Raw genomic sequence first — 21,873 nt, forward strand, 5'->3', positions numbered from 1 at the left:
GTTGATTATGACGCAAATCTCAAAAGAAGTAAAGAGGGGTATGTTCAAGTTTATTCAACTTGAACAAAAAAAATATCTACCTGAACTATTTATTGGGGGTTTTATCAACAATAGCTGTAAAGTGGTTTTTATTCAATTCCGATAGTTCTTTCATGAAATGTTCCTTGTCTACAGCCTGTTTTGCGGTTTGGGCTTTTGCATTGAGTAGCTTGTCAATATTGGACAAATCCGTATTAAACACCTTTTCAAAAACTTCCTTTAATGCTTTTTTGGTAATGGGGGTGCCTCCTTTGGTGATGCGTTTACTTAGAGCCAGCGCATTAATCAACTCACTCATTTCCGTTTTATCACTCCATTGTAGCCCAAAGCCTGTAGATTGTTCCGCTTTCATTTTTCCGTTTTTAATTTCTTTTATAAAGTCATCCAGAAATTTCAAGTAATTCTTTTCAGTAAAGAATAGCAGCCGCTCTGTATACCTAAAATCCGTTTTACACTCGATAAGATAAAATTTCTTTGCCTGATCACTGTCTAACTTAGATACCGCTTCTCTTATTTCTTCAAATAATAGCAAATCTTTCGTCCTGTTTATTTCCTCTGGAAGAATGTCAAAAACAGTTTTTTGGTCGCCATGAGGTGCCATACTGCGCAACATTTCAGCTGTTCTCAATAAAGATTGAATGACTTCATTATTTTTCTGGTGTTCTTTGGCTAGTTTTTCTAACCTTAGTCTATTTTCAAGCCAAGCAAGGCGTTCCTTCAAATCCTCTATTTCGCGAGCTTTTTCCTGATCTTCGTATAATTTTTCATTACCCAATAGGTCAAACATGGCTTATAACAGTTTTTGCTTTAACAATTTTTTTTACTACTTTCTTTGCCGCTTGCTTAGGTTTCCTAGCTTTCCACATATCCCGCATGATGTTGGCGTGTTCCTGCTCGGATAGCTTTATATATTTTAGGAAAACAGCCTCTTTAATATGCCCGGTAATCTTCATGATTGTTTGCGCCGGTATCCCCATTTTATACATATTGGTAGCAAATGAGCGCCGGGCAGTATGATTGGTGATTAACTGCCATTTTTCAAATACCTCCGTAGTACGTATCCCGGCTTTTGTTACCTGTATTTCAATCTTTTCAGTGAGTTTTACCAGCTGGCACAACTCTTTAATATACTCATTCAGCTTTTGATCTGACATACGCGCAGGAGTATTGCCGCCATATTTCTTTAATATCTCTTTTACTGTAGCATGAATAGGAATTATCACTTTCCCGCCTGTTTTGGTCTGGAAAAGTTCAATAAACTCCCCTTTTATATTGTGGGGCTGAATATTCATAAAATCACTTACCCGCAAGCCGGTATAGCACCCGATCAGGAATAAGTCACGGGCGCGGATAAGGCGTTGGTTATCTTTTAAATCAAAGGCAGCAATATTCTGCAACTCGTTTTCAGGAAGATATACGGCGGTTGTGTTTTCAGTGATAACTTTAAAGCTGCGTTTTATCCGTTCAGTGTTTATATTAGCTATTCCCGCTGTAGCAGCTTCGCTCAGGATCATTTTTAACGTGGCAATATGCCCGCCTATGGTGTTGACCTTCATTTGTTTTACCTGTGTCAGGTACTCTTTCAGGTCATTGTAAAACTCTATATCAATATTATAAAAATCAATATGGCGGCGGCTTGCCTTCTCAAAATCTTTAAGCAAACCGGAAAAAACGTTGTATTTCTGAATAGTCCGTTTTGAGATTAACTTCCCATTTTTACTGAAACGTTTATCAGAGTTTTTGATAAATGATTCAAGGAATCCCCAAAAATGCTTTTCCGGTTGGTCGTTCCGTCTAGTAAAATCGTCCAGCTTTTCTTTTATCAGCTCTTTGGTGACGGTTTCCCGCTTTTCTACAGCTGTAGCATAAACCCTGATAGTTTCTGCCTTTAGATTTTTAAGATGTGAATTAATAGTATCCCTGTTAAGCTCCTGAATAATATTACGCACTTCATGTGCTTTGGTACTCCAATGTTTAGGTTTAACGCTTAATTCGGTAGAATATACAAGGCGGTTTCCATTCCAACGGGCGATAAGGTAGATAATTTGGGGGGTGTCGCTATCCATTCGACGGAGATTAAATTTTACTCGGATCATTGATTTTGAGGTTGAGGTGTTGGCAAAGGTAAATTAAAAGTATTTTGGTTGTTGCTTTGGTTGTCGTTTTTTCTTAACTATTCTTTACTTATTTTAATTTTCCTTAACGTGTTGATTAGTCGGGTTTTTAATAGAATCGTTAACTGTGCTGTATTCAGACAGATTTTATAGTCCTTTCGGGGAAGCCGAAATAAAATAGGTGTGCATTCAGGTCAGGCAACAAAAAGGTCCGCTATGACAGCGGACCTTTTTTATTGGGGAAAGAGGTCGTGATACTATCACGTGATACTATCAGTTTATGAAATTCTTCGCCGGGAGCGCTAAAATATTTACTTTTGATAGTATCACGTGATACTATCAATACCGCTAAAGATGACGCCTCCATATCAGATTACCCATCGGATTCTTCAACTCATTGTCTCTATTTCAGAGAAAATCGGGGAAATTAATGCCTCGCATTTACAAAAGGCGCCAGCGGCTTTAAGGAAAACCAACCGGATTAAAACCATACAATCTTCTTTGGAAATAGAGGGCAATACACTCACGGAAGAACAGGTAACCGCCATCCTAAACAACAAAAGGATACTGGCTCCGCAAAAGGATATCCTGGAAGTAAAAAATGCAATTGCATTGTACGATGCTATTCATGAATTTAAGCCTAATAGTCAAACCTCCTTTTTGAAGGCCCATAAAATACTGATGCAGGGACTTATTGCAACACCCGGAAAAATACGAAGCACGGCTGTTGGAATCGTAAAGGGATCAAAGATCTCCCACATTGCCCCGATAGGGCAAATGGTAAAGCCATTGTTGAATGAATTATTTGCCTATTTAAAAAGTAATGAAGACCTGCTCCTAATTAAAAGCTGCGTTTTCCATTATGAAATTGAGTTCATTCATCCATTCATCGATGGAAATGGAAGAATGGGACGCTTCTGGCAAACGATTATCCTCAAAGATCATTACCCTGTCTTTGAGTTTCTGCCAATTGAAACGGTGGTGAAAAGGAGACAGGCAGACTACTATAAAGCGCTTAGCATTGCCGGCAAATTGGGAAACTCCACTGTGTTTATTGAATTTATGCTGGCTGTAATAGAAGAGGCGTTGAACGAATTATCGCTGAATCAACTGCTTCCCATAAAAGGAAAAGACAGGATAACACAATTTGCAGCGCTAATAAAGGACGCCTCTTTTTCCAGAAAAGATTACCTGGAAAACTTTAAAAACATATCTGTTGCAACAGCAAGCCGGGATTTGAAAGAAGCAGTAAAAGCGGGTATGCTGGAAAAAACAGGAGATAAGAACACGGCAGTCTACAGATTTAAAAAGTATTGAGTATAAGGATCCGCTTAAAAAAATAAGTATTTTCACATTTGCGGATGGCTATTGCCTGACAATATAACGGTAGTACGACAGACTCTGACACTGTTTGTCTTGGTTTGAATCAGGTCAGACAACAAGCCGGCTAAAATCACAAAAACTTGATCGTAGGCAGCCCTATTGGTGTGGATGGCGCGATCAGTGATGATGAAGCTCTGGATTCGTTTTGTATAGTAATTATCAAGCAGAATATTTATTGAAAATTCTTCCGGTTTATAATTACATTAGGTGTACAGGTAACCAATTTAAAAAATAAAAATCTCCATGTGATCCTATGTACTATGACAAGAACCCAGTCATAGCAACTTATTGTACATGTTAACTATAATCAACATTAATTTTTCTAAACACAATTCCATGAATTATTGTAGCAAAATCATTTTAGTGTTGGCCATTGTTGCCGGACAATCCCTGATGACATCCTGCCGGAAAGAAATAGCAACACCAACCCCTGAAGAGACCGCACTGGTAAATAACACTGGTAAAACATCCCCCGATGGATCATTACTTGGGTACCCGAGCCAGTCCATTGCAAATGGCATTTATCAGTTAAAGGCAGTTCACAGCGGCAAAGCCATGGATGTAGATCGCTTCTCCATGGAGGATGGAACCCCTCTGCAACAGTTTACCTGGAACGGCGGTGATAACCAACACTGGCAGTTTACTTACCTGAACAATGGCTATTATAAAATAACAGCGGTACACAGCGGTAAAGCCATCACTACTACAAATGTCTTTCCTTCCGAAGGTGGACAAATCATTCAGAAAGAATGGGCGAATTTAGTATCCCAGTGGTGGATAGTAAATGACCTGGGTAACTACCAATACTCCATCGTACATGCTCTGAGTGGCAGATCGATCGGTGTTGCTGGCGGTGCCACCTTGGACGGCGCTAAATTAGTTCCACAAATATGGTACTCTTCAAACAGCCAGAAATGGTTTATTGCATACTGATACAGATACCTATATTATTTTAAACTAAAAGATGCCGGCTTCAATAAGGAGCCGGCATCTTTTCATTGACGTTGGACCAGGGCAACACCCGCACATCGGGAAAATTAATACCTCGCATTTACAAAAGGTGGCCGCTAACAGAAGATGGTAGTACCATCCTATTAATTTTGTCGTTTAAATTGTTTAGTTTTTGAATGAGGGAATCAAAATCCTCCGACTTACCATATATCATCTCAGAGCGCATTGTGGCATAGTCAGCCCGATAAATTTCTAAGATTTCTGCTGGAGGTCTGAAGTTTAAAGTTGCCGGCTGAAGTTTATCATAGTTCACCCCTTTCTGACGTATCCAGTATCGCCGGTGTAATAATAGTTTTTCATAAAACTGTGGATCGGTCAAAAGCTGATCTGCAATTCCTTTGTCATCCATTCTGATTAGATCGAATAAATGCCTGGACCCGCGTTCCAGCTTAACATCTTCGGGTAAAATCTGCCTTTGATTAATAATTTGAAATTTTTCATGAAGTAGGAACATCTTTTCCAATAGCGTCTTCATTGGATGGGTAGCTCTTATTTTAGATAACTGCTCCGCATATCTGGGATTAGGAAAATGTTGCCAAAGAAGAGATTGAATGTCCACTGTCTCAAATGGTTCAGTCAGGGATCTTACACTAAACTCAATCTTTACTTCATTTTTCAAATAAGGGTGGGGCTCAAATAAAGAGCGATACCGTACATAAATTGTTTGAGGATCTTTGTCCCGCATTAGAGGATCTATTGCTTCGGCGAACAATTCAATGTTGGCAAGATCTAATCCTGCCTGTTGTAGACTGACTGCCAATTCTTTAATTATAGTATCCGAAGTAAATGCACATCCTTCCCTTTTCAATCCCTTTACATAACTATGGGTAGGCTCATCCTTATACTTTTTACCAAAAGCTTCCGGGGACAGGGCTATATCTATGTCTTCAGAAAAACGCTCAATTAATCCAAACCCTTTACTTAAGGATGTACCACCTTTAAAAATAAAATGTCCTTCATTGGGGGTTGCAAAAAGTGCTTTAAGTACCAGGGTTACCCACCAGTCCTTTTCAATTGCAACAGGAATCACTCCCGATTTAACAGCAGCCTGGTTGAGTGAAGTTCGTCTTTGGGCATCTGTAAGATTTAGCCACTCGATCATTCTAATCGCTTAATAGATGTATAATAAAGTCATAAACCTGGGCAGGAGCTAAAGCCAAATCTTTTGTCAGTGCCTCACTTTTTTCGGTTTGAAGAATTTCCTTAATTCTTTTTTCAAATTCTGCTGAGAGATTTTTGGTTCCAATTTCTATGAGACCTAGTATAACAAGGCTACTTAACTCACCCTCAAATGCCATCTTTTTGGGAGTAGTAGGTTTAAACTCAATATACAAATTGCCCATTTTGATTTGCCTGCGCTCCCCGTCTGTTAAATAGGTCATTTTTGTTGGCACTTGGGTAGTAAGCCCTAATTTGTGCAGCGCCTGAGAACCCGTTGGCCTAATACGTACTTTTTCCTTTTTCGCTACAGCTTCTGCTACCTTTTCGGGATCTGGATATAATTCCCCAAATACGCGATCTTGTTTGGGAACATAATAAATTCCATGAGAAAGTCGCTTTAACTTCCCCTTTGCTGTAAGCCTGGATAATGCCATTTTAATGGCAGCACTTGAACCCTCCCCCCTGAAATCAGCAGGAAAAATGAGACTCCCTTTTTTAATGTGAGAAATTTTATGCTCAATATTGGTTTGAATACTTCCCATATATGCAAATATACCGAAAATCTTCAAAATTGTTACTTTTTTAATAAAAAAGGTAACAAAATTTCAAAACTAATTACTATTAAATCAGTTAAAATCAATTAGTTGTACAAAACATATAAATGCTAATATAGAGAAAATAACGAACCTAAAAAGGACTTCAAGGTCAATACGCAAATCCTTCAAACATTTGAAACTAGGTAGAACAATAACAGCTTATTAAAAGCTGTTATTTACAGATACAATATGAATATTATCAGGTTTGTTATATAATAAAAGTAAGATCCCTGTTAAATAAATAGCTGGTAATTCCTTTATTCGCCGCAAAATAAGCGGCGAATAAAGGAGCTATTATCCGCAGTCATATTCCAAAGCCCTCCTACCTCTCCACATCCCACCATACTCTCCCCGTCAAATCATCCTTGCCATGCAGCCCCGACTGCGCGGCAATAGCATCTTCCACATGCTTGGTATTCACATTGTGCTCCGAAAGCGGGTATCCCTGTCTCCGCGGAATAGGCGTGTTATTATTGTCCGGCGCAGGCGTCAACACAGGATAGCCTGTTCTTCGCCATTCTGCCCATGCTTCATAGCCATTCATATACAAATGCACCCAACGCTGATACGCAATCTGTTTAATGGCAGTAGCGGGATTATAAGCTACTTCCGGGCGTGCGAGATAAGCGGCAACACCGGTGGAAGAGCCCGTCCATTGATTAATGGAGGCGGTAACAGCGGCATTGTAATCCAGCAATGCAGCGGCATCGCCGCCGGGGACCCATCCCAGCTTCGCTGCTTCTGCACGGGCAAACAGCGCCTGCGCATAGGTCACCAAATAAACCGTAGCATCCTGTTTGCGGATAGCCGTGCCCTGGAAAGACACATTGCCCGCTGGTATATTCTGCGCCTCGTTTCCCTGGAGGCCGTAAGGCATGCCCACATAATCGCCACTGCCGGTGGTGCCTGCATATACTTTCAAACGGGGATCGCCCAGCGGCTTCATGTAATCTACCAGTGGCTTACTGATGCAATACCATCTGCGGCCCTGCACAGAATACACGTAATACCAATAGTTCTGGTAAGCTGCTTCTCCCAGGTGCTGTGAAATAGCGTTGTCGTCGTTACTGGTAAAAATGCCATCGCTCAGTGCTGCCGCAAATTCACGCTTGCCCCAGGCAGGATCTACTTTCGATAGCCGCAGTGCCATCAGCGCATGCAGGGTGCCTGCCAGGCGTTTCCATTTACTGATATCACCATAATATAGCACATCGCCTGCTGCTGCAGTTTTACTGTCTTCCAGCTGGGCGGCGGCTTCGGTTAATTCCTTAAACAGATCTGTATAAATATCTTTCTGGCTGTCGTAAGCAGGATCTATTTTTTCACGTCCCAGTAATGCTTCTTTATACGGTACATCTCCCCAGCGGTCTGTGATGAACCAGAAAAAATAAGCCCGGAGTATCCTCGCTACTGCTTTCTGATTATTAGCGGACCCTTCATCTTCATTAAAGTGAACGGTTTTAATGATCTTGTTCAGGTTCATCAAAGCGTCCGCATAGAAGCTGGAAAATTCAAAGGAGATGTTGATATAACGGGAAGCATCTGTATACACTTTTTCTGAAAGATGCTGCACATACAACAACCCATAAGGAGTGGCCATGGTAGTATCCATTCTAAGGATGGCATAGGTAAGCAACTTCGGATTGGAAAAAGTATCCGGCAGATTCGGGTTGCGGTTAATACTGTCTGAAAACTTGGTGCAGGATACTAACGTAAACGCAAGTACGATAACAATATATAATAGCTTCTTCATGATAGTCTGGGTTTACAGCGAAATGTTAAGATTAATGCCAAACGAGCGGGTGGTGGCTAACTGACCTGTTTCCAGCCAGCTGATAGACGACCGCCCGGTGGAAAGCTCGGAAGGATCAAGCCCTTTCGGCGCCTGCTGGTAAATCATAAAAGGATTACGTGCAATAAGCGCCACATTAATGCTGTTGAAAGGCATTTTCCGGTACACTTCACGACTAAACGTATAGCCTACACGGAGTTCCCTCATTTTAATATAGCTGGCATCATACAACCATTCTTCATATACCGATGTGCCCAGCACCGTACGGTAATACGATTTTGCGTCTACATAAGCAGTCACCTCCTCCCCTGTTACACTGGAAATACCATTTACTTTCACACCGCCGCCATCTGCCAGCGGATCACGCACATTCTTTCCTTTATCATTAATGGCTGCTGTTTCTTCTGCCTGACCGGATTTAACACTCAGCATTTTTGTCCAGCTGAAAAATTGTCCGCCCGACTGGAAATCAATCATCGCCGATACATCAAACCGGCCGATACGGAAACTATTCAGCCAGCCGCCGGTGAAATCCGGTACCACGCTGCCAAAATTGTGGTTCTCTTCAAACATCGGTAAATTGGCCGCATCCAGTAATATTTTACCCGTTTTAGCATCCCGCCGGTAAGCATTCCCTACCAGGGTGCCAAACGCAGCGTTTACGTCCGCATTCAGGTAAACGCTTACCCGCGAATAGGTATTCACATCCAGCTGCAGGGTATTTATACCGGGATACAATTCCTTTACCAGGCTCCTGTTCCTGCTCACATTCAGCGTGGAATTCCAGTTGAACACTTTTGTTTGTACAGGCATGGCAGTCAAACTCAGCTCCATGCCTTTATTCTGGATCTTACCGGCATTAATGATTGTATTCTCATAACCAATAGCACCCGACACAGGTATGCTCAGCACCTGGTCAATATTCTGCTGGTTATAATAAGTAAATGCAAGCCCTAAACGGTTTTTCAGCACCTTCAGGTCCAACCCTGTTTCAAAGGAGTTACCCAGCGATGGCCTGATCCCCGGGTTATTAAGCGTGGTAGGCAGGTGCATGGGGAGGTAGGTATTATCGTCACGTCCTTTATACGGCGCTTCCAATATATAAGACTCATAGATCTGGTAAGGGTCCAGGTCTGATCCGGCCTTCGCTAAACTGATACGGACCTTTCCATAAGAGAGCGGCTCCCATTGCAGCAACTCACTAAATACCATACTAAAAGAAACAGATGGGTACCAATAAGAATTATTACCTGCCGGCAAAGCGGAAGAAATATCATTACGTACCGTGGCATCCAGGTAATAAATGTTATCATAGCCAAACGAAACAGCTGCAAACGCACTGCGCACCTCCTTCCTGCGAAGATAATTGGATACATCCGGCCGGTCGATGGACGCGGAAAGATTATAGAAATTAACAACAGATAAACCACCCTGCGTTCTTCCCTGGATGCCGTTATAACGCTGCGTAAGCAGGTTACCGCCCACGTTAGCGTTAAAACTCAGTTTATCAAATGTTTTATTATACTGCGCCAATAGCTCGTAATTCATTTCCTTATTCTCAAATTTCGCTTCGTAGTATTCATTGATATCCCTGCCCCCGTAAGCCTTGCGCTGATCAATGCTCTGCGTATACATATCCCCTCTCACGGCGCCGCTTACTTTCAGGCCCGGTAATACATCATAGCTTAGTCCTACATTACCAAAGAAGCGGTCGCGCGTATCGTGATTAAGATTCTCGTATGCTTCAAAATAAGGGTTGTTCCAGTCGCTGCCCGGCTTCTTCAGGAAATCAGGATCATCAATATCTTCATGATTCCAGTGATAAAAAGTACCGTCAGGATATTTATACTGCTTCAACCGGTTCATATCCAGCGACCGCTCAAACCACTGATAAAAGTTGCGCGAACCCTGGTAATATCCCTGGGCCGGGCGCAAGCCTTTATTGTTGGCGTAATTGAAGCTGGTAGTCACCGTTAGTTTCGGCGTCAGGTTCAGCGAGCCATTGAAGCCCAGGTTATTTCTTTTGAGGTAGGTATTAGGCTCAATACCCTTGATATCAGTATGATTGAACGACAACCGGAAAGTGGTATTTTCGCCGCCACCAGACATGCTGATGTTGTTATTAAAAGTGGTACCCGTTACAAAATAATCCTTGATATTATCGGGATGCGGACTAAACGGCGTCAGCTTGCCATAATCGGGATCAGCAGGATAGAAACTATACATTTGTCTCACCGGTGTTCCATCCATTTTCGGGCCCCAGCTTTCATCTGTGCCGGAAGCCACCAACTGCTCTTGACCGTTCACGGTAATAGTACTGAATTGCTGGCTGCTGCCTGCGCCATAGATGTTCTGCAACGGCATAAAGTTGCCGGCTTTTTCCACAGAAAAAGCGGAGTTAACATCCACGTTCACTTTTCTGTTTCCCTTACGGCCGCCTTGCCGGGTGGTGATCAGGATCACGCCATACTGTCCCCTCAATCCATATAACGCAGAAGCAGCCGGACCTTTCAGCACATTCACGGACTCAATGTCTTCGGGGTTAATGTCCTGCGCCAGGTTTCCCAGATCCGGACCGTTTCTGCCCGCAAAGTTATTATTGGAAATGGGCGTTCCATCTACTACTATCAACGGCTCTTCCTGCCCGTTGATGGAGTTAATTCCCCGGAGCTTTATTTTCTGCGTGCCGCCCATACTGGCGCCGGATGCACCTACTACCTGCACGCCGGCTATTTTACCCGCCAGGGAGCCCAGCACATTCTGTTCTTTGGTAAGTGTAAGGTTGCTGCCTTTTACTTCCTGTACAGAATAACCTACTGCTCTTTCTTTACGGGAGATGCCCAACGCAGTAACCACCACCTGGTCCAGGTTCCGGGTGTCCTGTTTTAGTGTAACGGTAATGTTGCCCTTCCCGCCGGTATTTACTTCTGTGGTGAGATAGCCCACCAGCCGGAAAACCAGTGTCACATCCGTATTGCCGGCGTCCAGCCGGAAATTGCCATCGGTGTCTGTGGAGGTGCCTTTATTAGTGTTCTTTATCTGTACGCTCACGCCGGGCAGGCTTTCACCTTTTTCCCCTGTTACCTTACCGGTAACAATACCTGTTTGTGCAATGGAGGATAAGGAAAAGGTACAGTACACTAATAGGATAGTGAAGAATTTTTTCATTGAATAGAGGTTAGATTTTGGTTAAGATATACTATACAAAATAGCATATTAATCTCTTAATGTCAATAGCAGGGGGAAGCTCCTTTTTCGCTTTTTCTTCGTATTTTCAGTAGAAAAACAAATCGATATGGCAAAACAATCTGGGTTATTCCAATTCACCGGTAAGTTGGATAATGTGATCGGTTACCGGAGAAATGGGAGCTATTTTGTACGCACCATGCCGGTCACTGTAAAACAAACTGCCGCTACGCGGCAGGCATCCCGTAATTTCGGGATCGCCAGCAGGAAAGCAAAACTTATCCGGCAGGCCATTACGCCTCAACTGGAAATCAACCGCGACGGCTCCCTCGTGAACCGCCTCAACAAAGCATTGATTACCGCCGGAAAAGATCAGTGGAAACAAATAGAGGGCTTCCGGTTCAACAAACACACGGGAATCGATAAGTTCTTCCCCCTGCAGCCGGTCATACAAAACGGGAGGTTGAAAATACCCGCCCAAACATTACCGACGCAAGACGCCCTTACACACCTCGAAATAACAGTAATTGCCACACGAATCAGCTTCGTGGAACGGCGGATCACCCGGCAGCATTCCACCACCATAAAAGTGGATATCAACACGCCCTTCAGTGGAGCAGAACTGGATGCCTCCATCCCCGGGAAAGGCATACTATTCATCGTATTGCAGGTAACCGCCCGGAAAGGAGCCGATCTCACCAGGGACCGCCGCTTTATGGCCGCAGATATCCTTTTCACCAGCACACCGGCAACTAAGAAAGAAACTCCCAAAAGGAAACAACAAATACCGGATATTAGGAAGGTATTACCATACAAACCAGCAAAAATACCAGGCGCTCCGGCATTACGCACCGCCAATAAACAGCAACGGGAATGAATCCCCCACTGCATAAAACAATTAATAAAAAAATATCCCCTTACCCCCCGGAGCCATCGTTCCATGGAGCCGCCATGCGCCCCTGTAACACATCTCGCAAAAAAAATCAAAAATCCCCTATCCAACTACCAACAATCAAAAAAAATCATAAAAATCAAATCAAAAATCAAATCAAAAACAAAAACCAATCAAAAAACTAATCAACATAATCAGCGTAATCCTGGTTAAGACAAAATCCGCTTCAAGTCCACCTCCCATCCGTGTACACCGCGTGTATACTGTATATACACCGTATCCCCGAAGCCACCCCACCGCATACACGCAATATTTCCCCAGTTTTCCGTAATTTAACGCATGCGTTATATCACTATCTATATACTCATGCTCCTGTCCTCTATCACCACCGTGGCACAAACCGTAGCCCCGGTAGCGCTCGGCTCCCTGTCTTCCGACAAAATCAAAGAAGCCTCCGGCATCGCCTCCAGCTCCACCCTGAAAGGCTGCTACTGGACGCATAACGACAGTGGCAATAAACCAGAAGTATACCTGCTCAACAGTAAAGCGGCGCTGATTAGCACCGTGAAACTCACTGATGCAGGGAACCGCGACTGGGAAGATATCGCGGAAGGTATAGGCCCCGAAAAAGGCAAGCACTATGTATATGTTGGCGATATCGGCGATAACTCCGGCATCCGGAATCATATCCGCATTTACCGGTTCCAGGAACCCGATAAACTGCCCGCGGCACACGTGGAAGTTACCCCCGATGTGCTCACGCTGCACTACCCCAACAGCCCCCGCGATGCAGAGTCGCTCATGATTGATCCCATCAGCAAACAAATTTATATCCTCAGCAAAAGAGAAAAAGAAATAAGCCTGTATAAAACCAGCCAGCTGTTCTTTAAAGACGGCGATAAAGCTACCCTCGAGAAATTAATAAAACTCCCCTACACCTGGATCACCTCCGGCGATATCTCCAAAGACGGCCATCACATCGTTATTAAAACCCTCACCACCGTTTACTACTGGCACCGCAATACCAATGAAAGCGTGGAACAGGCCATGTCAAAACCTGCAAAAGAACTGCCTTATGTAACCGAGAAACAAGGCGAAGGCATTACCATCCTCCCCGACAACAGCGGCTATGTTACCATCAGCGAAGGAAAACACGCGCCCGTAAATTTTTATAAATGGAAATTCTGAACCGTTAACCTTTATTGCTGCCGTCGCATTTCAGTAACATCGTCTATACTTGTATAGTGCGGGCAGCCCTCATTATCTGCTGCTAACCCATATAATATACACCCTCAAAAAAAACAGGTAATTCCCTTGCCCGGAAATACCTGTCGTAAAACCATTTTTTCTACTATGCCACTAACAAACAGCTTCCACCATTTCTTTGCCCGGGGAATGCCTCTCCGGCAGGTAATTTCCGACAGGTAATTCACAACAGCTCACCTCAGAACCATTTATTCAATAACCTCATTCGCTCATGCAAAAGAAAGCTATCATCATTGGCGCTGGCCCTGCAGGGCTCACTGCTGCCTATGAACTACTACAGCGCACCAGTATCCTCCCTATTGTACTGGAAAAAAGCACAGACATCGGCGGCATCTCCAAAACGGTAAACTATAAAGGTAACCGCATCGATATCGGAGGCCACCGCTTCTTCTCCAAATCAGACCGCGTAATGGACTGGTGGATGAACATGATGCCGCTGGACAAAGAAGCCGCGGAAATATTCTCTATCAGCTATCAGCAAAAAACAAGAGAAGTAAAAGCCGCCCGCAACAGCAATAACACCGATACCCTGGTAGCTCCCGACCCCGACCTCATCATGCTGGTCAGAAAACGCCTCTCACGCATCTACTTCCTGCATAAATTCTTTACCTACCCTATTCAGCTGTCAGTAGATACCCTCCGCAAACTGGGCTTCTCCACCACCATCAGCATCATGGTATCATACCTGTGGGCACAGATCTTTCCCAGGAAAGATGAAAAATCGCTGGAAGACTTCATGGTAAACCGTTTTGGTCTTACCCTTTATCACCTCTTCTTCAAAGACTATACAGAAAAAGTGTGGGGCGTTTCCTGCAAAGCCATTTCTGCAGAATGGGGCGCACAAAGGATCAAAGGCATCTCCATCGGCAAAGCAATTTCGCATGCGGTAAAATCAGCTATCGAAGCAGGAAAGCCAAAAGACCTGAAACAAAAAAATGTAGAAACCAGCCTGATCGAGCAATTCCTGTACCCTAAACATGGTCCCGGCCAGCTTTGGGAAGAAGTAGCCCACCAGGTGATCAACAAAGGAGGCACGGTGCTCATGCAGCACGATGTGAAAAAGATCCGTACCTCCGGTAACCAGATCACGGCCATCGAAGCGCTGGACCGCACCACCGGTGAAGTAGTGCTCCTGGAAGGCGACTACTTCTTTTCCACCATGCCCATCAAAGAACTGGTAGCCGACCTGGAAGCAAATGTACCGGGTAATGTTAGGGAAATCGCGGCAGGATTGCATTACCGCGACTTTATCACCATCGGCATCCTGTTAAAAAACCTCAGCTTCGCGGATAAAAGAACCGGCGAACACAAACCACTGGAACTGAAAGACACCTGGATCTATATCCAGGAAAAAGATGTGAAAGTAGGACGGCTGCAATTATTCAACAACTGGAGCCCCTATATGGTGAAAGACCCCGACACTACCTGGGTGGGAATGGAATACTTCTGCAATAAAGGAGATGATTTCTGGGAACTGACAGACGAACAAATCCGGCAAACAGCCATCACAGAACTTTGTAAAATAGGACTGGCCCAACAGGCAGATGTGCTGGACGCCACCGTACTCAGAATGGAAAAAACATACCCCGCCTATTGGGGCACCTATGCCCGCTTTGAGGAATTGAAAAGTTATATAGATACCTTCGAAAACCTGTTCCTGGTTGGCCGCAACGGTATGCACAAATATAATAACTCCGACCACTCTATGCTCACCGCCATGGTAGCAGTAGATAATATTTCAAACGGCATCGTCACCAAATCAAATATCTGGTCTATCAACACAGAACAGGAATATCATGAAGAGAAAAAATAAAAAATCCGCAGACTTTGTTCCTGGAAATTATCTCCAGGAACAAAGTCTGCGGACAACATCCATTATTACCGTTTCTCGTTATACACGCCAAACTCTGCAATCGCAGGCGTTTCAGCGTAACCGTCTATCAGTATCCTTACTTTATTACCCCACACACGCGGAAAACGGTGAATCCTCACACGCCCCGCATTTTCCCCTGCTGACGGCAATGGCTTCCACTCCCCGTTCTCATTATACTCCAGCCTGTATTGTTTAAGACGCACTTTATCTTCCGTAATCACAATCATGTTAAAACCCTGCTGCCGGTCGAATTCCACTTCAAACCAGGGCTGCTTCACCGCGGGGTTCGACTGCCACGTACTTCTGAAACTATCGTCGTTTGCAAAATCCATGATGTTCATATCACTGCTCCAGCTGGAATTAGCCGCCTGGTGCTTGGCAATATTAGGAGAAATAATGGGAGAGGCATACGCAGGTAATGCCGCTACCGGCCCGTCATTTTTCCATTGTTTGCCCACTTGCTTTAATGTTTCCAGCGCATTGTTGTCAATCAATCCATCCCGGTTGGGCGCTACGTTTAAAATGAAATTACACCATGCTTTATTGAAAGGAACAATGTTTTCATTTACCAGTCTGTCCACACTCTTCACCGGCGTAGTAGGAAAATCAGCTTTCCAGAACCAAGCAGTATTGATAGGCAAACAGGACAGCGCCGGTAAACGGTTATTACCGGTGGAGATATGCTGGCCCGCACCCTGCTCGTAGGATTTGATATCGGTATAAAACAAAGCCTCCGTAGGATACTTGGCGGCATTCAAATCCATTACCAGGCATTTGGGCTGCAGCCTTTTGATCAGGCCGTAAATTTCCTCAAAAGGAACATCATCATAGGAAATCCTTGACCACGGCGCGTCCCAGCCGTCGATGATCAACGCCGTAATGTCGCCATAATTAGTGAGCAGTTCAGTGAGCTGCGCTTTGATCATCTTAATATGCTCCTTTGTAATTTGTCCCGGTCTGATTTTATGATGTGTATCCAGGATGGAATAATACAGCATCACCTTCAGCCCTTTCGCACGAAAAGCAGTGGTATACTCTTTTACCACATCCCTTTTCAACGGGCTGTTCATTACATTATAAGGAGTTGTTTTGGTATCCCAGATGGCAAAACCGCTGTGGTGCTTCGTAGTCAAACAACCGTAAGACATGTTCGCTGATTTGGCCGCTTCCGCCCACTGATTACAATCCAGTTTCTTTGGATTAAAAATAGCCGGCGATGCTTCCGGATCGGCCCAGTCATCATCCATAAAAGTAGGAATATTGAAATGGATAAACATACCAAAACGCAGATCTACAAACTGCTGCTGCAATGCTGGCAGCGACGGCGTTTGCTGCGCTCCTGCCCGCCCCGTTATAAGTAACAGTGCTGCTGCCAAAATGCTGATAACCTGATTCTTTTTCACAAGCTAATGAGTTAAAATATCAAAAAATAAAAAGTACCTACTTCCATTCGGGTTGTTGCACCAATTTGCGGCCCTGATCCAGTATGCCCTGTGGTATTGGCCATACATAAAATTTATCCGTAGTAAAATGCCGGTCTTCCAGCTTTGTTTTAGGATACTTATTTGTTTTGCCGCCAGTGGCAGGAATATCCGTTAAACCGGCAGATGCATCTATGGTGTAGACAGGCCCGTTCAATGCCTGCTGGCCGATCCGCCAGCGCAGGATGTCGAAGTAGCGGTGTCCTTCACCAGCCAGCTCTATCCGGCGCTCATGACGGATAAAAGTACGCAGCGTTTCCTTGCTCATACTCCATCCGTTGAGGGCAAAAGTGGCAGCTACATCGGGCATGCCGGCACGGCGCCTGATTTCATTCAGCGCATTGGTAATATCTGCAGATGGCCCGGTGGCTTCGTTAGCTGCTTCTGCATACGTAAGCAATACTTCTGCATAACGAAGGATCTTCCAGTCGTTGCCACCGTTATCGCGCGATTCCAGTTCTGTTTTATCGAAGATCTTCTTAAAGGCGTAGCCAGTGTATGTTGCTTTATCACCGCCTATTTTATCCAGCGTACTGTTAATAGGATCATACATCTTGGCATTTGCCAGTGTGCTGCCCGGGTAATAGATGGTGGCGTTTAAACGCGGATCGCGGTTCTTCCACGGTGCGTGCACATCATAGGCCGGGTCTTTGGTGTAAGGATAATAACCGGCAGCGCTTTCATAATCATCTACCAGCGAAGGCAAAGGATTCAGGTAAAGCGTACCTCCTGAAACGGAATTCACACCGGCAATATCACGCAGGCCATTGGGGCGTAACTCTTTTACGTGGATATAACTGATGATGCTTTCAGCAGAATAATCTCCCTCCTGCTGAAACAGGTTATAATAATCAGGATACAGGGAATACACCTTGCTGTCAATTACTTTCTTTGCTTCCGCAGCAGCGCCTGCATAATCGCCGGTATATAAGAGTACACGCGCTTTCAGTCCCCAGGCGGCGCCCTGTGTAAAGCGGCCTTTATCATCACCAGTGTAAGATGGCGGCAGGTCCGGCGCAGCTTCATCCAGCCATTTGATGGCCTGGGCAATCACCAGGGCTTTCTTGTCCTGCGGCACATCCGACTCCGCGGGAGTAGCAAATACTTTTGTCACCAAAGGCACATCCCTGAAAAGCGTAGCCATTATAAAATAGCGGTAAGCCAGTGATACCTTTACTTCTGCTTTTAATCTTTTCTTCAACCCCTCGTTCATATCAGGTACTTTGTCCACACGATCCAGGAATTCGAGGCAATGCCTCACCTGGTCGTATTTCCATTCGTCGCCAAGATTACCGGTGGTGGCTACAAAAGTGCTGTTGCCAATCAGCTGTGCATTGCGAAGGGTATTTCCCCAGGAAGCCGTTTTGGAAAAAGCGTTGTCGCTCATTCCTTCATAGCAAACAAAAAAATCGGCGGAAGGAAGGAACTCATATACCCTGGAAGCAAACTTCACCGCATCCGATTCAGTGGTCCAGTAGGTGTCATCAGAGTATTGATCCAGCGGCGCACGGTCGAGGTAATTTTTAGAGCAGGCAGCCAAAAGGCAGCAGGCGCATAATATAGTGAAGATGTGTAGTCGTTTCATGTTCTTGTTGTTTTGCAGTGATAGCGTCATCAGAATTTCAGGTTCAAACCAAAGGTGTATGTCTTCATTTGCGGGAAGTTTACACCCGACTGCCAGTTGTCGATTTCCGGGTCAAAGTTTTTCGGGAAACGTTTCGACTTCAGCGTCAGCGCATTTTCCATCATGAAATAAAAACGGAGCTGGCCAATCTTCGCACGCTGCAAAATATGCGTGGGCACATTATATCCCAGTTGCAGGTTCTTTAAACGTACATATTTTGAATCATACAGCCACCAGTCGGAAAGATCGTAGTTCACGCTCAGGTCCTGACGCATCAATGGATAGCGGGCGCCTTTATTCTCCGGTGTCCAGGAGTCCATCAGGTCGGTGGTAAAGGAACCGCCGTAGTTGAACGGGCTCACGGCATAGCCGGTGAGATAGGTTTTGTTTTTCAGCACCCCCTGGAATAACATGCTCAGGTCAAACTGCTTCCAGGAAAAATTGGCGTTCACGCCAAACATCACGTGCGGGTCTGCATCACCCAGTATTACACGGTCTTCCGGGGTAATTTTTCCATCGCCGTTGGTGTCCTGGTATTTGATATCGCCGGCTTTATTCTGCGGCTTATAGGTAGGCGATGCTTTCACTTCCTCGTCGGACTGATACAGGCCAAGCGCTTTATAGCCGTACCAGGTCCACCGCGACTGGCCCACCATGACAGGGTTTTCCTGCAATACATCCGGTGTGCCGCCCAGGTCAAGGATCTTGTTGCGGGAATCGTAGATATTCACCATTACGCCATACTTCAGCTTATTATCGCGGTTCTGGTAGCCGGCAGATACTTCCCATCCCCAGTTGCTCATGCGCCCCAGGTTCATTACGGGGGCATCACGGCCAAAGGTCGACGGCACACTGGGCGTTAATAAAATCCCGGTGGTCTTCTCTTTAAAAACATCAGCGGTAAGGGTAATTTTCTCATCTAAGAATCCTGCATCCACCCCGATGTTGCCGGTTACTTTTTCTTCCCAGGTAAGATCCGGGTTAGCGGTATTGTTATAGTAGGTAGTGGTTTGCGCCTTATCGTTGAAATAAGAAGCGCCGGTACCTATCAGGCTGGCCCAGGAATAGATACCACGTGTATCCGTTCCCGTTGCATTCTGGTTACCTACTTTACCGTAAGAGCCACGCAGCTTCAGGTTGCTGACAATATCAGACCCTTTCAGGAAATCTTCTTCCGAAATTCTCCATCCGGCAGAAACAGAAGGGAAGAATCCCCAGCGGTTATTCTTGAAACGGGAAGATCCGTCGTACCGGCCGTTTACTTCCAGCAGGTAGCGGTCTTTAAAGCTGTAAGACAACCGTCCGAACATCGACTGGATCGCCCACTCATACGCACCGCCGCCGGTAGTCCACTGGTCTTTTTCCATACTGCCGCCGTTGATGACGTGAATATCATTATTCAGAAAATCCTGGCGGCCCAGGGAATAGGAGTCATATTTCAGGCTTTCCTGGCTGTATCCCAGCAGGGCTTTAAAGTCGTGCTGCTTTACCTGTAATCCATAATTAAGCGTGCCAATAAAGGTTTGGTTAATGGTGGTATTATAATCGTCGTTCAGTGAATTGGGCGATTGCTGGGTGGTAACGAGGTTCTCCTCATCATCATACAACTTGTAGGTAGCCCTGAAAATTTTATGTTTGATATCGCGGGTGTTGTAAGAATACTGTCCTTTTACCGACAGGTTTTTAGCAATACCGTAATCCAGGGTCAGGTTGGTATTAAAGTAATTGTCTTTGTAATTTTCAAATCCGCCGTGATTGATAATCGCTACCGGCTGGGAACCACCGCGGTAGCTTCTGTCGCGGCCCTGCGGTGTATACGCCCATTCTGTAGGGTTTAAAATATACGCCCAGTGCATGGCGGTAGTGTAAATACCGGCGCCTGCAAAGCTTTTAGGGGCATTCATATACACGGTATTGATCCCAAACTTCAGGTTATCCAATATCTGAGTATTCACGTTTACCCTGGAGGTAAAGCGCTCGTTCATGACGCCTTCTACCAGTCCTTCCTGTTTCAGGTATCCAAGTGATACAAAGTAATCCGTATTTTTTGTTCCTCCGGAGATGCCAACGTTATGTTGCATCTGGAGTGCGTTTTCTTTGAAGATGGCACTGATCCAGTCGGTGCTGGGCAATTCGCCGCTGGCGTATTGCTGGATATTGGCGTCGGAAAAACGCACGGTGGCATCGGGATTATCGTTCAACTGGGATTCATTCCATTTGCGCATAAAGGATACTGCGTCTACCAGTTTTGGGAGATAGGTAGGTTGCTGTATGCCTGCGTAAGCATCGTAAGCGAGCGAAGGCTTGCTGTTCAGTTTACCTTTGCGGGTGGTAACGAGTATTACCCCGCCGGAAGCTCGCGCACCATAAATAGCGGTGGCAGAAGCATCTTTCAGGATACTGATGTTATCGATGTCCTGGGGATTTACGGTTTCCAGCTGACCGGCCACGCCGTCAATCAGCACCAGCACGGGGTTGCTGGATAAAGTGCTGATACCGCGGATATTCAGTTTGTTGTTGTTGGTGCCGGGCATACCATCGGTTTGTTGTATAAACAAACCAGGTACTTGTCCCTGTAAGGCGTTTACCACGTTAGGCACGGGCCTTTCCGCTACTGCGGCGCCTTTTACAGAGGATACCGCGCTGGTAAGACTGGCCCTTTTCTGGGAGCCATAGCCTACTACTACAATTTCACCGAGCTTTTTGGTGTCTTCCGTGAGTACGATACGGAGCTGGGTATCCTTACCGCTGGCTATCTCCTGGGTATTATATCCCATAAAAGATACTACGAGTATGGCATTTTCAGGAATTCCCTTCAGTAGGTATTCTCCTTTCTCATCAGTAACGGTTGCCATGGAAGCATCTTTTACCCGGATAGATACACCGGGTAAGGGATCGTCTTTTTCATTTACTACCTTGCCCCGGATATCTTTATACATCAGGCCCGCATCTGCGTCCAGCAGCATGTTTGCCAGCATTTCATTGCTGCGGCGGATGATCACTTTATCATCTGCTATAAAATATTCCAAAGAAAACGGCGCCAGGAGATCCTTCAGCACATTGCCTACTTTCTGGTGCTTTGCCCGGATAGTGACTATGCTGTTGAAAATTTCCTTATTCACCGCATAGCTGAAAGAAAGATTGGCGCTGGCGCCTATCTCATCCAAAGCATCATGCAATGCTCCTCCTTCCACTTTCAGCGTAATTCTTTTTTCAAGCAGTTGAGCTTCGGTATGCTTGGCCAGCAATGTTAGTGTGGTACTACATACAACGACTACAATACACAATGACATTTTCATTAGCATGCCTATTACAGGTACACATTTTTTCATACTTTTACGTAGATTAAGGTTGAGTAAAAACTAGCTGCCATCGGTTACCAGGCCAGTGTGGCATACTAGCGTTAAGACTTAACTTTCAGCCTCCCGCAAGGGAGGTTCTTTTTATGTAGGTGG

At 45.0% G+C, this 21,873-nt stretch carries 14 protein-coding genes; 5 read left to right on the forward strand and 9 right to left on the reverse strand.

Annotation, left to right across the window (positions count from 1 at the left end):
* Positions 1-85: 85 nt before the first annotated feature.
* Positions 86-826 carry a hypothetical protein gene (locus ACLHR0_RS14365; protein WP_436487426.1) on the reverse strand — a complete coding sequence of 247 codons (741 nt, stop codon included), beginning with the start codon at positions 824-826 and terminating at the stop codon, positions 86-88.
* On the reverse strand, positions 819-2,105 hold the full coding sequence (locus tag ACLHR0_RS14370) for a tyrosine-type recombinase/integrase (RefSeq protein ID WP_436487428.1): 1,287 nt from the start codon (positions 2,103-2,105) through the stop codon (positions 819-821). Before ACLHR0_RS14370 ends, ACLHR0_RS14365 begins: the two co-directional genes overlap by 8 nt.
* Before the next feature lie 402 nt (positions 2,106-2,507).
* Here ACLHR0_RS14370 and ACLHR0_RS14375 point away from each other — a divergent pair, with 402 nt between their 5' ends.
* Entirely contained in the window at positions 2,508-3,470 is a 963-nt protein-coding gene (locus ACLHR0_RS14375) for a Fic family protein (RefSeq protein ID WP_436487429.1), read from the forward strand.
* Positions 3,471-3,872: 402 nt separating this feature from the next.
* Positions 3,873-4,469: an RICIN domain-containing protein gene (locus ACLHR0_RS14380; RefSeq protein ID WP_436487431.1), complete on the forward strand. Its 597-nt coding sequence runs from the start codon at positions 3,873-3,875 to the stop codon at positions 4,467-4,469.
* Positions 4,470-4,587: 118 nt separating this feature from the next.
* Here the strand turns inward: ACLHR0_RS14380 and ACLHR0_RS14385 are convergent, their stop codons facing one another.
* The 4 genes from ACLHR0_RS14385 to ACLHR0_RS14400 all read right to left on the reverse strand — a co-directional run bounded on the left by ACLHR0_RS14385 (position 4,588) and on the right by ACLHR0_RS14400 (position 11,264).
* On the reverse strand, positions 4,588-5,649 hold the full coding sequence (locus ACLHR0_RS14385; protein ID WP_436487433.1) for a nucleotidyl transferase AbiEii/AbiGii toxin family protein: 1,062 nt from the start codon (positions 5,647-5,649) through the stop codon (positions 4,588-4,590).
* Between the two features lies 1 nt (position 5,650).
* The gene (locus tag ACLHR0_RS14390) at positions 5,651-6,277 is read right to left on the reverse strand and encodes a DUF6088 family protein (RefSeq protein ID WP_436487435.1); all 627 of its coding nucleotides are present in this window, start codon (positions 6,275-6,277) and stop codon (positions 5,651-5,653) included.
* Between the two features lie 349 nt (positions 6,278-6,626).
* Positions 6,627-8,057, reverse strand: coding sequence for a SusD/RagB family nutrient-binding outer membrane lipoprotein (locus tag ACLHR0_RS14395; RefSeq protein ID WP_436487437.1), 1,431 nt, complete (start codon positions 8,055-8,057; stop codon positions 6,627-6,629).
* A 12-nt stretch (positions 8,058-8,069) separates the two neighbouring features.
* Positions 8,070-11,264, reverse strand: a complete 3,195-nt coding sequence (locus ACLHR0_RS14400) for a SusC/RagA family TonB-linked outer membrane protein (RefSeq protein ID WP_436487439.1) — start codon at positions 11,262-11,264, stop codon at positions 8,070-8,072.
* Positions 11,265-11,391: 127 nt separating this feature from the next.
* On the opposite strand from ACLHR0_RS14400, the gene ACLHR0_RS14405 reads away from it, so the two are divergent.
* From ACLHR0_RS14405 to ACLHR0_RS14415, 3 genes are all read left to right on the forward strand, one after another.
* Positions 11,392-12,159, forward strand: a complete 768-nt coding sequence (locus ACLHR0_RS14405) for a hypothetical protein (RefSeq protein ID WP_436487441.1) — start codon at positions 11,392-11,394, stop codon at positions 12,157-12,159.
* 354 nt (positions 12,160-12,513) lie between these two features.
* The gene (locus ACLHR0_RS14410; RefSeq protein ID WP_429051079.1) at positions 12,514-13,362 is read left to right on the forward strand and encodes a hypothetical protein; all 849 of its coding nucleotides are present in this window, start codon (positions 12,514-12,516) and stop codon (positions 13,360-13,362) included.
* Positions 13,363-13,651: 289 nt separating this feature from the next.
* Positions 13,652-15,253 (forward strand): NAD(P)/FAD-dependent oxidoreductase, encoded by a 1,602-nt coding sequence (locus tag ACLHR0_RS14415; protein ID WP_436487443.1) that lies wholly within the window; start codon positions 13,652-13,654, stop codon positions 15,251-15,253.
* Positions 15,254-15,318: 65 nt separating this feature from the next.
* Here ACLHR0_RS14415 and ACLHR0_RS14420 read toward each other — a convergent pair whose 3' ends face one another.
* The 3 genes from ACLHR0_RS14420 to ACLHR0_RS14430 are packed head-to-tail and all read right to left on the reverse strand — an operon-like array spanning position 15,319 to position 21,750.
* Complete coding sequence (locus tag ACLHR0_RS14420) at positions 15,319-16,716, reverse strand: alpha-L-fucosidase (protein WP_436487445.1); 1,398 nt, start codon at positions 16,714-16,716, stop codon at positions 15,319-15,321.
* Between the two features lie 37 nt (positions 16,717-16,753).
* Positions 16,754-18,379 carry a RagB/SusD family nutrient uptake outer membrane protein gene (locus tag ACLHR0_RS14425; RefSeq protein WP_436487447.1) on the reverse strand — a complete coding sequence of 542 codons (1,626 nt, stop codon included), beginning with the start codon at positions 18,377-18,379 and terminating at the stop codon, positions 16,754-16,756.
* Between the two features lie 29 nt (positions 18,380-18,408).
* Positions 18,409-21,750 (reverse strand): SusC/RagA family TonB-linked outer membrane protein, encoded by a 3,342-nt coding sequence (locus tag ACLHR0_RS14430; protein ID WP_436487449.1) that lies wholly within the window; start codon positions 21,748-21,750, stop codon positions 18,409-18,411.
* Positions 21,751-21,873 lie beyond the last annotated feature (123 nt).

The sequence above is a fragment of the Chitinophaga sp. ARDCPP14 genome (genome assembly GCF_051362515.1).
Lineage (GTDB): Bacteria > Bacteroidota > Bacteroidia > Chitinophagales > Chitinophagaceae > Chitinophaga.